Annotated in this window: 11 protein-coding genes; 1 reads left to right on the plus strand and 10 read right to left on the minus strand. The window is 40.4% G+C overall.

Annotated features, from left to right (window positions below; all coding sequences use genetic code 11):
• Positions 1 to 64 precede the first annotated feature (64 nt).
• The 3 genes from J580_RS20930 to J580_RS20940 are packed head-to-tail and all read right to left on the minus strand — an operon-like array spanning position 65 to position 4,159.
• Complete coding sequence (locus tag J580_RS20930; protein WP_032005694.1) at positions 65 to 508, minus strand: hypothetical protein; 444 nt, start codon at positions 506 to 508, stop codon at positions 65 to 67.
• Complete coding sequence (locus J580_RS23875; RefSeq protein ID WP_032005696.1) at positions 505 to 1,395, minus strand: hypothetical protein; 891 nt, start codon at positions 1,393 to 1,395, stop codon at positions 505 to 507. Before J580_RS23875 ends, J580_RS20930 begins: the two co-directional genes overlap by 4 nt.
• Positions 1,385 to 4,159 (minus strand): type VI secretion system Vgr family protein, encoded by a 2,775-nt coding sequence (locus J580_RS20940; RefSeq protein WP_032005699.1) that lies wholly within the window; start codon positions 4,157 to 4,159, stop codon positions 1,385 to 1,387. The genes J580_RS23875 and J580_RS20940 overlap by 11 nt, the downstream gene beginning before the upstream one ends.
• A gap of 261 nt (positions 4,160 to 4,420) precedes the next feature.
• Between J580_RS20940 and J580_RS20945 the strand changes: the two genes are divergently transcribed.
• Positions 4,421 to 5,113: a tetratricopeptide repeat protein gene (locus tag J580_RS20945; protein WP_000694323.1), complete on the plus strand. Its 693-nt coding sequence runs from the start codon at positions 4,421 to 4,423 to the stop codon at positions 5,111 to 5,113.
• Between the two features lie 1,184 nt (positions 5,114 to 6,297).
• Here the strand turns inward: J580_RS20945 and J580_RS20950 are convergent.
• From J580_RS20950 to prpC, 7 genes are all read right to left on the minus strand, one after another.
• Positions 6,298 to 6,807: a GNAT family N-acetyltransferase gene (locus J580_RS20950; protein ID WP_032005702.1), complete on the minus strand. Its 510-nt coding sequence runs from the start codon at positions 6,805 to 6,807 to the stop codon at positions 6,298 to 6,300.
• A 408-nt stretch (positions 6,808 to 7,215) separates the two neighbouring features.
• Positions 7,216 to 7,791, minus strand: a complete 576-nt coding sequence (locus tag J580_RS20955) for a DUF4126 domain-containing protein (protein ID WP_032005704.1) — start codon at positions 7,789 to 7,791, stop codon at positions 7,216 to 7,218.
• A gap of 124 nt (positions 7,792 to 7,915) precedes the next feature.
• A complete protein-coding gene (locus J580_RS23710) occupies positions 7,916 to 8,050 on the minus strand; it encodes a zinc ribbon-containing protein (RefSeq protein ID WP_001983336.1) in 135 nt (44 codons plus the stop codon).
• A gap of 453 nt (positions 8,051 to 8,503) precedes the next feature.
• Complete coding sequence (locus tag J580_RS20960) at positions 8,504 to 8,989, minus strand: hypothetical protein (RefSeq protein ID WP_032005706.1); 486 nt, start codon at positions 8,987 to 8,989, stop codon at positions 8,504 to 8,506.
• Positions 8,982 to 10,322 (minus strand): AAA family ATPase, encoded by a 1,341-nt coding sequence (locus J580_RS20965; protein ID WP_032005708.1) that lies wholly within the window; start codon positions 10,320 to 10,322, stop codon positions 8,982 to 8,984. The genes J580_RS20960 and J580_RS20965 overlap by 8 nt, the downstream gene beginning before the upstream one ends.
• 76 nt (positions 10,323 to 10,398) lie before the next feature.
• Positions 10,399 to 13,005, minus strand: a complete 2,607-nt coding sequence (gene acnD, locus J580_RS20970; protein ID WP_032005711.1) for a Fe/S-dependent 2-methylisocitrate dehydratase AcnD — start codon at positions 13,003 to 13,005, stop codon at positions 10,399 to 10,401.
• Positions 13,005 to 14,162, minus strand: coding sequence for a 2-methylcitrate synthase (gene prpC / locus J580_RS20975; RefSeq protein ID WP_032005713.1), 1,158 nt, complete (start codon positions 14,160 to 14,162; stop codon positions 13,005 to 13,007). Before prpC ends, acnD begins: the two co-directional genes overlap by 1 nt.
• Positions 14,163 to 14,214 lie beyond the last annotated feature (52 nt).

Here is a 14,214-nt window from a genome sequence, read left to right on the forward strand (position 1 = left end):
TTATTACATTTCTAGTTCTCAACTTAATAAATTAAAGATCAACTTCAGCACCAACAACTTGATTTTATTCAAAATTAGCATTCGTCAACTTTGCTTTATTTGATTGATAAGCATCATTTGAGTAATTTTTCCTTAATTCAATTCTGCATTCAGTATCAATTTTTGCTTTTTTAATATCGACTGAACAATCATTATTTTTACATATTTCGACATGTGCTATATATTTATATAATTGATTATTAATTTCTTCTGAATCTAAGTCTACTCCACCTCTTACCATAAACTGATTTTCCAAACAATTTAGCTTAGAAATAGGAAATGCATTTTTTTCAGAAATTTCTTTTAAAGAAGAAGAGCTTGTAACAGAACCTTGGTATGTTTTTTCTCCACTGTACATAGATTGGAAATATTTAAATTTTCCAAAATTAATATCGGTAGATTGAGAATCTATGTTTTTAGAAGTACAACCAAATAATAAAAATATCCATACACATGATAAAAACTTCATTTTATTTGAACCTTTTTTAATTCGGCTTGCAATATTTGCTCTGGTGATTTAGATATACTAGGTATTGTTTCACGCATCATTTTGCTAAACCAAGCATGACTAAATTTAGTTTCATGAAATGTATTGCTGTGTTCTTTTGGATAACTATCCCATTGCCCTCCAGCATCAGCAATTACATCATCTGTTGTATAACTAGTAGGGCTAGGATTATATCCTTTCCATTTGGGTTTATAGCCCTCCCATTGCACCGTATTCTTTAGATCAGTGACAACATTATTATTTGGTTTACAAAAAATATTTATCCAATTATCTGCAACAGGTCGTGGCGCTAGTAAATAAATTTGTGCTCTTACTGCTGGAGTAGCTAATATATTTGGAGTTGCTTTCGATAATAAAACTCCAACAGGATCAATAGTAATTAATAAATTGACTGGTACCCCTGCTTTGTGTAGTTCTGCAACTAAACCTGATGAATTCCAACCACCTAGACTATGACCTATAATATTAATTTGAGTTTGTGGATTCTTTGTATAAACATCAAGAATATCTTTAAAAGCATTTCTTTTACCTGAGGCTGCAGGAGCAGCTACTTTTCTATTATTATAAGCCTCTTCATAGCCATAATATTGTTTTAAATTTTTTGCATTCCCCGTATTAAAGTTCTTTGCATAATTTCCAACAATTTCTGTAGGCCCTAAAGAATCTCCCACGCCTGGTGGTTTAACATCTCCATATATAAAAGGATATTTATCAGCAGCCCCGCCAACAAAGGCTGTAAAACTTTGGGTATAAACTTTAAGTTGAACTGGTACAACTGCTGGCACAGGATTAACCGTTCCCATTGTTGTCTTAACCAAATTAGCATAAGCCTGTACTTCAGTGCCCATCGTTTATCACCACATGTATTTTATATTGCTTGTTCGGCTCTTCGGTTTCCAACTTAACCAAGCCTGTTCTATCTAACTTACCACGCTCAATTTCTTTATCATTTTCATCAAAAATAATATATCCCGTGCCTGGTTTCAGTTTATTTCCTTGTTTATCCATTACATCGAACCATACACCATATTTTTGCTTTCCTTGTTCGGGTAGATACGGTAATGAACTATTCACACTCCCGCCTCCCATAAACAAATGCTGCCCAGCCTTCACTTCAAACTTACCACCTGTGGTCATAAAAATGCCCGAACCAGTAATTTTGACTTGAGAACCGCCTGCGGTGAGTACAATTTCTTTGGCTGCTGTGGCCTCAATTTTGTCTTCGGTCGAAATCACCTGCACAGCTTTACGGGCAATTAAATCTGCTCCGTCACCTTGCGCTTGTATCTCAACTTTGCCTTTGCCTGCATAGAGTCTCGCCCCTTCTTGCGCCGCAAAAAGACTAATTTTATTTTGGGCATGTGCGATTAAATTCTTTTGGGTAGACAGATTAATGCTGTCTCCAGCAGTTTGGTTTAGCTGCCCATCTGCGCTTAAGTGAATGTCTTCGTTACTACTCAACGCGACACTATTCGGACTTGCCAGCAGCATAATCGCTTCTTTAAAGGTTTTGGCTTTTGCGTTGTCTTGCTGCTCAAGTTTTTCAATAAAAGATTTTAAGTTTTCTAAATTTTCTAACGGGTCAGTTTGCTGATTTTTAGCAACTTCACTGAGTGCCTTGGCATTGTTGAGGCCGCCTTCTATTTGTTGCTTAGCCTCATTTGCATCAAGGTGTACACCTTGAGCTTGATCCTGTTTGTGGGTACTAACGAGTAAACCACTGCCAGCTCTTACTGCGCCCCACTGGTCTGTTCTGAGTTCAAAACCTTCACCTCGGCCATCACTTTCCGCCTTATCTTTTGGATGGCTTAAGTTACCCAAGTTGAGTTGGCTGGCCGCATGACTACTTTGTAGCTGGGCGCTGATCTGGCCTGTCGTGTCATCAAAACGGAGTTGGTTAAAACCTTTCCCATCCACTTCTTCTGAGCGGATGCCGCTCAGTTTTTTAGTATCCGGTAATTGACCTTTCTGGTCGAACTGGGTTGGGTGGCGTTCAGCTTCGTGAATACGCCCCACCACAAACGGGCGGTCAACATTGCCGTCAAAGAAGTCGATGACCACAATCTCACCCACGCGAGGCAGGAAGCGTGCGCCATAACCTGCACCTGCCCACGGAGTCAGCACATCGACCCAAGCGGAGTCGGTGTCATTGTCGTTACTTCCCGCTCCACCGTCATGACTATGGTCGTCAGTCCGGGTAAACAGGAAGCGGACTTTAATGCGTCCCCACTGGTCGACATGAATGCTTTCACCTTCCAGCCCCACCACTCTAGCACGCTGCGGATGAGCGGCTGGTCGGTGCTCTAGGGGGTTATATTCAGGCACAGCTTTAACATTGCGTCGAACGACATTCAGCTCAGCAAAGTGGCGTTGCTCAGGGTTTCGGCTGTCGAGTTGGGCTGCCTTGAGCTTGTCTTTTGGTAATAGTCGCTCAAGTTGCTGTTGTAATTCTTTCGGTAAATTATTCTGGTTGTAGTAGTGCTTGCTTAAGATTAAGAATTCTTTATCGGCACTGTCATGCTGGTCGAGTTCAGGATGGTCATTCAGCTCAAACCAATAACCCACCTGTGCATCACGGACGTTACCTGAAACCGTAAACTGTTTAGAACTCAGGTGATGGTAAGCATTGATATGCTGGTTAAGCTGTTCAATCTGGCTATTACCTGAAGCTGTGGCTTGATCTTCACCTTTTAAGTCCTGCATCCACGCTGGGCTGACATGCCATGCATCTTCAAGGTTTAAGCTGGCATTGTCATAGTGTTCACTGTGCTTTTGTGTGCCTTGTACGCTGCCACTGCCTTCTTCTTGTTGTAGCGCATCGGCTTGCCAGCGTTGCACATGAACCGAAGTCGGTTGTAAGCGGCGTTCTGCCTTGACTTGGGTAATGGTATCAAACTGTTCTGTGGCACTGCTACGTTGGTAGCGGAGGCTACGGCGTTCAAGCGCCTGATAATTTTGGTTATCGTCAATTAAACGTAAGACTTGCGGCTGAATGGACGCATTCGAGTCAGCGACAAAAAGCTGTGATTCATCGACCAGCCAGTTAATTCCTTCACTACGCCACAGACGAGTTAAAAAGTCATAATCGCTTTCGTTTGACTGCATCACAAATGGACGCACATCGTAGTCTTTGGTTAACCCAGATGTGTCGAGGGTTAAGCTTGCGGCAAATAACGGGCTTTTACCCTGCCATTCTTTAAACAGAATTTCGCTAATATCGCGCACGCTTTTGTTCATAAATACGCGACTATTACGACGTTTATGCCAGAGTGCAGTTGGATCTTTTAAGGTGAGGTTATAAATGGTGAGTGAGCCGTCGCTTTGCCCTTGGCTCGCTTCTGTAATAATGCCCGTAGTTCTAAAAAACTGGCCTGTATCGGTGACCTGATCGACAGCAACCTGACAGCCAATAAATTGTTTTAATGCAATGTGCGCGTTTGTCGACAGACACAGTAACTCAGCAACGCTACCTTGGTTGAGCGTATGTTCGCCCTCGATGCGTTGCAAGAAGACTTGCTGATTTAAAGACTGATTTGAGAATTGGATATGAACAGCGCGATTTTGTGAAACAAGGCCTAAACGCTCCAATATACTCGACACACTCATCTGCATTTTTATTATCAATCAAACTTATATTTAGGCCGCATTTTAATTAAAAAAAGACTAATCTGTCTATCTATACTCATTTTCAAAATGTAACTAGTCTAAATATGCATTTTTAGGTTAATTTCTTATTAAATAGGTATTTAAACCGTAAAATCAGATCATTTTAAAATGCTATAAACCACCCAAATAAATTCAATATTTTTCTTTTATATTCAAATAGATATTCAAGAAAGCAACCACTCAAATTAATAAAATTCAGGATGAGATATGAAAATAAAAAAGTCTGCTTTTTATATATTTACGGTGATTTTCTCACTTCATTCTTCAGCATTTGCTGAACCAAGTGTGGCCGATATTCAATATCGTGCAGAACAAGGGCAATCCGTTGCTCAATATCATTTGGGGATGATGCTTTTAAGTGGCGAACAAGGCGTTGTTAAAAATTATGAGCAAGCGTTTAAATGGCTAACTGTGGCTGATCAAAATGGAAGTATGGGGGCAAAATATAGTTTAGGGATGATGTATTACACAGGCACGGGCGTCGAAAAAGATGCCAAGCGTGCTTTTGATTATTTTACTAAGGCTGCGGCCAAGGGTCATGCTAAAGCGCAATATAACTTAGGGGTGTTATACGACAGAGGTGAAGGAACTGCGCAAAATTATGTGCAGGCGTTTGAGTGGTTTAGTCGTGCTGCCAAGCAAGGCTACCCACCCGCAGAATATAATTTAGCTCATCTATATAAAAAAGGTCACGGCGTTTCACAAAGTGATGAGCAAGCGCTTAAGTGGTACACCAAAGCGGCTGAGCACAATGAAAGCGATGCCCAATACAACTTGGCCCAGATGTATTTAAATGGTGAAGGCACGCCGAAAAACCTACAACTGGCAAAGAAATGGTTTCAGCAAGCTGCCGATGCAGGCGATGTAGATGCTAAAGAAATGCTTAAAAGTTTAGAATAAGGTAGCCACCTCTATAATATTTTATTTATAAGATGATGAATCTCTATTATTAATAACATTACACCCAAAACTTATTTTATTATTTATTTTTTCTAATTAAATATAAATATTAATTCTATTATTATAAAAATAAATTTAGTTTTATTATTAAATCAAAAATATTCTAAATATTAAATTGACGTAATTAAAATCACCGATTATTATCTCGTTGCTGGCCTACATTGCCAGACGGTTTTGACAGACCGTAACTCGTGGCGGATTATAGTTCTACTATGATTCGTTAGACCCTTGCGTCCCCTTTTCTTTGCGGTAGGACGGGAGGGGGACGCCCCGTGCGTGCTGGTTCTACGAGTCCAGTCTGTCAACCCCCTTTCGTTCTACCACCATAAATTAATTCGCGGTAATCTGGTGGTAGGACTCCATAAATTATAAGGAGTTGACCATGACATTTTTCAAACTTATTCCCTCTCCTGCTTAATTATTTTATTTATTTAAAATTTAGGTTTTCTATTGCCTAGCTTTTTAAATTTATAAATTATTTTTATTTTGAAATTTCAATTATTATGTTTTCCTAAATTTATGGGAGGATTAATTATTATCTAAAAATTATTTTAAACCTCAAAATAATTATATTTTTATTCTACTTATAGATATAAATCATTATGAGAATAATACAACAATTTATAAACCTATTTTGGCTTTAAGTTTGGTTCTAAGCAGCTACGGTTTTTCAGTTTGCAAAGTCTTGTTCTCCCACAGGACTTTGCCCCTACTTTTTAGCTTCATGCAGCGGTGTGACAAAAGTAGTCTGGGATAAGCATTTGGCTTAGCTCCTTTATCTCTGTGCTGCAATGGTTTATTACTTTAAATCAGCGCAAAAGATTAAAGTCTGTTGTGGCACAGGGACCTAAGTTGAGTTCAAAATGAGATATATAAAAGGTGGTCTTGTACGTTTTAGCCTACAAACTTTTAGGGATTTTGCGGATTGGCGACTTACCGCTTTTTTCCTATGATGAGTTCATACAGGAACAGGATGTTCCGGAACATAAAACAACAATAATAGGTTCATGCACCAGGAGCGTGAGATACGACAGGAGTCATATCTAGCAACCAAATACGAAAAAGCTCGACAGGATGTCGGGCTTTTTTTTATTGCCATTTAAAAATAACCTAAAAGAAAATTCTTATATTGTTTTATTCACAACATACCTTTGAACCACTTGTTCGACAGTAATTTCAGAGTGAAGGCGACCATTGTTTGCTTGAATGGTCTTTGCAGAAGCTAAATTAGATTTATAACAATGTATATGTAACTCCGTTAGGCCTAACTTCCATGCCTCCTGAATTGTAAGCTCTAACAATTTCGAGCCAAAATTCTGTCCACGTTTAGAAGGACGAATACCTAAACCAATATGTCCACCACAATATTCAATCTGTTCATTGAGTTTAAGTCGCAAGTTAGACGCGCCAATAATTTCATTACCTTCTACTAACCAATATGTAATGTTGGGAACATGCCCTTCTTCTAGGGATTCCCCTTTTTCATAATCTCTCAGTTTATTCAAAAATGATTCAAAATTTGTATGGTCAAACTCCGTTGTCAAAGGGTGACGATCTTCATCTGCTAATTCATTAATATAGTTCTTATAGCTCTCTTTAAACCTTAAATGAGGTTTTACCAACATAACGGTCATTTATTTATTACTCCCGATAAAATTGTTCTTTTTACAACCAAACTTAAACATAACATATTGTTATCAATAGCAACTCTTATTCTTCTCAACATCTCAAATGATTAGATATAAAAGTAAGCCCTCTCTATTCGCCTCACGTTGTAACTACAAAATGCCTCACACCATGTTTCAATGTACGTTTTATCCTACAAACTTTTAGGGATTTTGCGGATTGGCGACACCCTACTTCTTTACTATTATGAACTCATACAGGAACAGGATGTTCCAGAACATAAAACAACAATAATAGGTTCAAGCACCAGGAGCGTGAGATACGACAGGAGTCATATCTAGTACCCAAATACGAAAAAGCCCAACAGGATGTTGGGCTTTTTTTATTGCTGTTTAAAAATGATGTTTAGGCTAAACCTATAGAGGACTATGTGCCTGTTCTTGTTTTTTATGGCGTATCCAACGTACCGCCCAAATAACCGCAATCAGCACCACTACAGCAACAAGGACAGGCACTAACATTGCCGAAACTGAAAGTAAGATCGCTCCAATCCATTCACCTGTCGCAACGATAAAATTACCCAAGCCACCCGTAGTTGCAGTTGAAACACCACGTGCAGCAACGGTACTCATTTGCACCACCCCAGCCGTACCACCACCGACAATAATCGCTGCCGCCCAACTGGCAAACTGAGACATTTCTCCACTGCTAACCGCCATTGTTGCTAACGTACCCGCGATCATCGCCGCAGGAGTTGCGACTGTGTCTAAGGCATTATCAACCCACGGAATATAGTAAGCCGCAACTTCACACACTGTTGCCACACCTAAAGCCAAACACACCGATGGCAAGGCTAACCATTCAAAACCTTTCGATGGCTCAAACCAGCCCATCATGGTGGCAATGCTCATGACCAGTAGCGGCACAAACACCCGAAAACCGCAGGCAGCGCTCAGGCCCACGCCAATACATAAACCCAATATTGTTTCCATAACGGTTTCCTTTTTCATGCCCATCACGGGTCTTGTTATGTAAGTCTTATTTTTAAATTAACAAAAAAGCCCCATCAGGTGACAGGGCTTTTTGTTAAATGCGAACGCAAATATTATTTCATTCTTAACGTTTAAATTGCGTGCAGTAGCATTTCGTGCAAGGTGGTAAAGGGTCGGTATTAATTTCTAAAAACACTCTATGTCCGCACTGAGCACAGAAATAGAAGCCTGTTCCGGGTTTTTCGCCAGCTGTTACCATGATTACATTCCTATAATCGTATATATATTAAACAGGAATATAACCCACTTAAAGTGAATGTCAATTGTCCATTTCGCCCGATGATGATGGCATAAATGCAAAAAATGTTATTTGTACGATTTATCTTACATAGATTTAGGGATTTAGCGGATTGGCTATCCTCTGCTTTTTTTCTATGATGATTTCATACAGAAACAGGATGTTCCGGAACATAAAACAACAATAATAGGTTCATGCATCAGGATCGTGAGATACGACAGGAGTCATATCTAGCAACCAAATACGAAAAAGCCCGACAGGATGTCGGGCTTTTTTTTATTTGTTTGAAATTACGCATCAACACAAACTTTTGATTAAAGAGATTTTAGAAATGAATAGTTATTGGCTTTTTTAAATTGATATTGATGTAAAGGTAAGCTACTTCTGCTCATACATTTTCTAAAATGGAAAACTTTATGCAATTGTTTGATGGTAGGCTTTTAAATCATCATCTAATGACCAAATAAAAATCTCACTCATTGGGAATTTTGTACAATTTTGTTCAAACTCTTTAATGATAGATAGATCACCAAAGCTTGTTCCCTCAGAGGTTCTAGTTGATGATTTATTTCGTTGAGCATGACTCGGAAACTCCGTGAGCCATACTTTAATTTCAGATTGTGATAGCCATTCAGAAATAAGAAAAGGTGCTTCACCTGTAAAAGTTTTCTCTAAAGTATCAACAAAAAGCTGCGCAACTTCACGCCGAGTGTTTCCATCACCATTCTGTGCAATATGGTTACCTGTTTCAATGACTGTCGCCATCGGAATAATAAAGCTACACCCTAATTCTATATATTCTTGAAATTGCTTTAAAATTTTACCCCTTTCATTATTGCGATTAGGAACATTCAAAATATTAAGAAAGATACTGGTATCAACTAAACAAATGCTACTCATGAGATATCCCACGCATTTGTTCCAACCAATTTAATGCTTTTTGTTTTTTTACTTCGCTAGAAATAGGATTTTTTACAAAACGATCAACTACTTCTTTTGTGACCAACTCGCCTAATGACCCTTGAGAAACTAAACCTTCATAGTCCTCTAAATCACTCAATCGAATTAAACGACTATCTCCCTCTTTCGTATCACGATATGCAAAAACTACATCACCTAATGCCTTATCTGGTAAAGCATCCATCAGTGCAGGATTATGTGTTGTGAGTAAAAGCTTTAAATGCCGTTTTTCAGCAAAAACTAACATCGTGTTGAGTAATGATTTAGCTCGAGATGGATGAATACCATTATCAATTTCTTCAATCACCAATGTAGAGTTTTCAGGTACAGACAAAATTGCAGCAGCGATACCCAAAACCCTCAAGGTGCCATCTGATAAAACATCACAACTCCATTCCTGTACTTGACTAGCAAAATTTTCAACTAAAGCGAGTTCGATACGCTCACGATGATCAGGATAAAATTTTAGAGTCTTAAAATCTTGTTCAGGTAAATTTCTAATAAATTCTAAAATATTTCTTTGATTTTCTTCATTCTGCCATAATGTGTACAATACACCTGATAGATTTTGACCATTTGGACGTAATTTTATTTCCTCCAAACTCTCCTGGCGCATTTGTGATGGCACAAAATCAAAAAAATATGTACTAGATAATGTTTCTTCTATAACTAGTAATTCATGAAGTCTTTGTTGGAATCGCTCATCAAATCGCTCATCATCATCGGCTCTTAACTGCAATAAGTTTTTTATTCTTTGCAGATTAGAGGCATTTTTATCATACCGAGTAATTATACCCTTAAGACTTTGATTAAGTGTCGTAGGAGAAAGTTCAATTTTAAGTAATTTGTCTTCCTTGGTTATCCTTTTTTTTAGGTTTTGAGAAAAAGTATCAATTTTATATAAATATTTTTGTGAATCCTTAAATTTCAGCCACTCATCTTTTATAGTTAGCTCATTTAGTTCATTAGATGTAATTTCAATCCTTAACTCAGAAAAAAAACTAGAAAAATCCGCACCTAAAGTAAATTCTTTCGACTTAAAATGGAATAAATCACGAACATCTCCTCTAAAGATCTTTTCAGAGTCATTAATACGATTTTGAATTGTTGTTAATTTTTCTCCACCGACATACCAACTGAGAAAACGAAAAGCCTCTATAGCATTTGATTTTCCAGAAGCGTTCGCTCCTATCATTAATGTTAAAGGTGCTAAAGGCAAAAGCTGTCCTGTGTGATAACTTTTAAAGTTTTCTATCCAAATACCTTTTAGCATAATCTCACGATAACAAATAAAAAAGCTCCATCCTAAGATAGAGCTTTCCTTACTTTTTTACAATGTTAAAGCGTTATCAAGCCACTTGGCCTTCTAAAAAGTCTTGTGCAAAACGCTGTAATACACCGCCCGCTTCATATACAGAAACTTCTTCTTCTGTATCTAAACGGCAAGTCACAGGCACTTCAAGAATCTCTTCTTTACCATCCGCTGTAGCACGTTCAATCACTAAAGTTAAAGTCGAACGCGGCGCAATATTACCAATCACGCTATAAAGCTCTGTACCATCTAGCTTTAAAGTCTTGCGGTTTACACCCGGTTTAAACTCAAGTGGTAACACGCCCATACCCACCAAGTTAGTACGGTGAATACGCTCAAAACCTTCTGCCACAATCGCTTCAACACCTGCAAGACGTACACCTTTCGCAGCCCAGTCACGGCTTGAACCCTGACCGTAGTCAGCACCCGCGATAATGATTAACGGTTGCTTACGGTTCATGTAGGTTTCAATCGCTTCCCACATACGCATCACTTCGCCTTCAGGCTCTACACGCGCTTTTGAACCTTGCTTAATGGTGCCGTCTGAACGGACCACCATTTCGTTATAGAGTTTCGGGTTGGCAAATGTTGCACGTTGTGCAGTCAAGTGGTCACCACGGTGCGTTGCATATGAGTTGAAGTCTTCTTCTGGTACGCCCATTTTGTGAAGGTATTCACCCGCAGCCGAGTCCATCAAAATCGCATTTGAAGGTGACAAGTGGTCGGTAGTGATGTTATCACCCAAAATCGCAAGCGGACGCATATTCGCTAAAGTACGTGGTGCAGCCAACGCCCCTTCCCAATATGGTGGGCGACGGATGTAAGTACTTTGCGGACGCCAGTCGTAAAGTGGGCTTTTCGCTTGTTCAACTTCACCCAAGTCAAACATTGGAATGTAGACTTTACGGAACTGTTCAGGCTTCACAGCTTCTTTTACTAATGCATCAATTTCAGCATCAGATGGCCAGATGTCTTTGAGGTAAATTGGGTTACCTTCTTTGTCATGACCCAAAGCATCTTTTTCGATGTCAAAACGAATCGTACCTGCAATTGCATACGCCACAACAAGCGGTGGAGATGCCAAGAACGCTTGTTTTGCATAAGGATGGATACGGCCATCGAAGTTACGGTTACCAGAGAGTACTGCTGTTGCGTACAAGTCACGGTCAATAATTTCTTGTTGAATGACTGGATCTAATGCACCCGACATACCGTTACACGTCGTACAAGCATAAGCCACAATACCAAAACCAAGTTGTTCTAAATCTTTTAGAACACCCGCTTCTTCGAGGTAAAGTGCAGCCGCTTTTGAACCTGGTGCAAATGATGATTTCACCCAAGGTTTACGAACCAAACCAAGCTCATTTGCCTTACGTGCCAACAAACCTGCCGCCACAGTGTTACGTGGGTTAGAAGTGTTAGTACATGAAGTAATTGCAGCAATAATGATTGCACCATCTGGCATTAAGCCATCAGAACGGTTTTCAACAACACCTGCAATGCCTTTTTCTTTTAGGTCCGCAGTTGAAACACGTGCATGTGGGTTTGATGGACCGGCAATGTTACGTGTGACTGTCGATAGGTCAAAACGAAGTACGCGTGGGTACTCTGCTTTGGTCATGTCAGAAGCCCAAAGGCCGATTTCTTTTGCGTACTGTTCAACCAATGCCACTTGAGCATCTTCACGGCCTGTGAGGCGTAAGTAGTCGATTGTGTTTTGGTCGATGTAGAACATCGCAGCCGTAGCGCCATATTCTGGAGTCATGTTCGAAATGGTTGCACGGTCGCCCACAGACATGCTGTCAGCACCTTCACCAAAGAACTCAAGGTATGCACCAACCACGCGCTCTTTACGCAAGAACTCAGTTAAAGCAAGTACGATATCTGTTGCTGTAATACCTGCTTGACGCTGACCTACAAACTCAACACCAATAATGTCCGGCAGACGCATCCAAGATGCACGGCCCAACATTACGTTTTCAGCCTCTAAACCACCGACACCCACAGAAATTACGCCCAACGCATCTGTGTGCGGTGTGTGTGAGTCTGTACCTACACATGTATCTGGGAATGCTACACCATCACGCGCCTGAATGACCGGAGACATTTTCTCTAGGTTAATCTGGTGCATAATGCCGTTCCCCGCAGGGATCACATCGACATTTTTAAATGCAGTTTTAGTCCACTCAATAAAGTGGAAACGGTCTTCGTTACGGCGGTCTTCAACAGCACGGTTTTTTGCAAAAGCGTCTGGGTCAGCACCGCCATATTCCACTGCTAAAGAGTGGTCGACAATCAGCTGAGTCGGCACAACTGGGTTGACTTTAGATGGGTCACCGCCTTTGTCAGCAATCGCATCACGTAAACCTGCAAGGTCAACCAATGCAGTTTGGCCCAAGATATCATGACACACCACGCGCGCAGGATACCAAGGAAAGTCCAAGTCCTGACGACGTTCAATCAACTGCGTTAAATAAGCAGTTAAGTTCTCGGCATCGGCACGGCGTACCAATTGCTCTGCGAGTACTTTGGAGGTGTAAGGCAGTTTTTCGTATGCGCCTGGCTGAATATCTTCAACGGCTTGACGCACGTCGTAATATTCAAGCTGGGTACCTGCCAGCGGTTTACGGTATTTTATGTTCATTAACCACGCTCCGCCAATGGTTTAAATTTGAGGTTTTCAGGGCCTGTGTAGTTCGCGCTTGGACGAATGATTTTGCCGTCTTGGCGTTGTTCGATCACGTGCGCTGACCAACCTGCTGTACGTGCAATTACGAATAACGGTGTAAACATTGCAGTTGGAACACCCATTAAGTGATAGCTCACCGCACTGAACCAGTCGAGGTTCGGGAACATGTTTTTCACTTCTTTCATCACTGCTTCTAAACGCTCAGCGATGAGGTACATTTTGGTGTTCTCTTGTGCTTCAGCCAAGTCGTGCGCAACTTTCTTGATCACTTCGTTACGTGGGTCAGAAACTGTATATACAGGGTGACCAAAACCGATCACAACTTCTTTATTTTCAACACGTTTACGGATGTCAGCTTCTGCTTCATCTGCGTTGTCGTAACGCTGTTGAATCACGAATGCAACTTCGTTCGCACCACCGTGCTTAGGTCCGCGAAGTGCACCAATACCGCCTGTAATTGCCGAGTACATGTCAGAACCTGTACCTGCAACTACACGTGACGTAAATGTAGACGCGTTAAACTCGTGCTCAGCATACAAAATAAGCGATGTATGCATTGCTTGAATCCATTCTTCAGATGGTTTTTCGCCATGAAGTAAGTGCAAGAAATGCGCTGCAATTGAGTCGTCATCTGTTTCAACTTCAATACGACGACCGTTGTTGCTGAAGTGGTACCAATAAAGCAACATTGAACCTAGGCTTGCCATTAATTTATCAGCGATGTCTTTTGCGCCCGCTTCGTTGTGGTCTTCGTGTTCTGGTGTTAAACAACCTAGCACTGAAACCCCTGTACGCATCACGTCCATTGGGTGTGCAGACGGTGGTAATTGTTCAAGTGCAGTTTTAAGTGCTGCTGGTAAGCCACGAAGTGCTTTTAATTTTGCTTTATAGGCTTTGAGTTCAGCTTTATTTGGTAATTTGCCATGTACGAGCAAGTGAGCAACTTCTTCAAATTGGCTACCCGCTGCAAGGTCAAGAATGTCATAGCCACGATAGTGCAAGTCGTTACCGCTACGTCCTACGGTACAAAGTGCTGTGTTGCCTGCAACTTGTCCGCTAAGTGCAACTGATTTTTTTGGTTTGAAGCCTGTTGTTGTTTCATTTGAGCTCATAAGATTGTCCTTTCCTATCTATCTGAATTTATTTATTAAGCACGACGGAGTC

This window comes from Acinetobacter sp. 1542444 (assembly GCF_000581835.1).
GTDB classification, from domain to species: domain Bacteria; phylum Pseudomonadota; class Gammaproteobacteria; order Pseudomonadales; family Moraxellaceae; genus Acinetobacter; species Acinetobacter pittii.

Excerpts from the sequence above, each read along its gene's own strand:
- J580_RS20930 (WP_032005694.1), bottom strand. The coding sequence starts at position 508 with ATGAAGTTTTTATCATGTGTATGGATATTTTTATTATTTGGTTGTACT.
- J580_RS23875 (WP_032005696.1), bottom strand. The coding sequence starts at position 1,395 with ATGGGCACTGAAGTACAGGCTTATGCTAATTTGGTTAAGACAACAATG.
- J580_RS20940 (WP_032005699.1), bottom strand. The coding sequence starts at position 4,159 with ATGCAGATGAGTGTGTCGAGTATATTGGAGCGTTTAGGCCTTGTTTCA.
- J580_RS20945 (WP_000694323.1), top strand. The coding sequence starts at position 4,421 with ATGAAAATAAAAAAGTCTGCTTTTTATATATTTACGGTGATTTTCTCA.
- J580_RS20950 (WP_032005702.1), bottom strand. The coding sequence starts at position 6,807 with ATGACCGTTATGTTGGTAAAACCTCATTTAAGGTTTAAAGAGAGCTAT.
- J580_RS20955 (WP_032005704.1), bottom strand. The coding sequence starts at position 7,791 with ATGGAAACAATATTGGGTTTATGTATTGGCGTGGGCCTGAGCGCTGCC.
- J580_RS23710 (WP_001983336.1), bottom strand. The coding sequence starts at position 8,050 with ATGGTAACAGCTGGCGAAAAACCCGGAACAGGCTTCTATTTCTGTGCT.
- J580_RS20960 (WP_032005706.1), bottom strand. The coding sequence starts at position 8,989 with ATGAGTAGCATTTGTTTAGTTGATACCAGTATCTTTCTTAATATTTTG.
- J580_RS20965 (WP_032005708.1), bottom strand. The coding sequence starts at position 10,322 with ATGCTAAAAGGTATTTGGATAGAAAACTTTAAAAGTTATCACACAGGA.
- acnD (WP_032005711.1), bottom strand. The coding sequence starts at position 13,005 with ATGAACATAAAATACCGTAAACCGCTGGCAGGTACCCAGCTTGAATAT.
- prpC (WP_032005713.1), bottom strand. The coding sequence starts at position 14,162 with ATGAGCTCAAATGAAACAACAACAGGCTTCAAACCAAAAAAATCAGTT.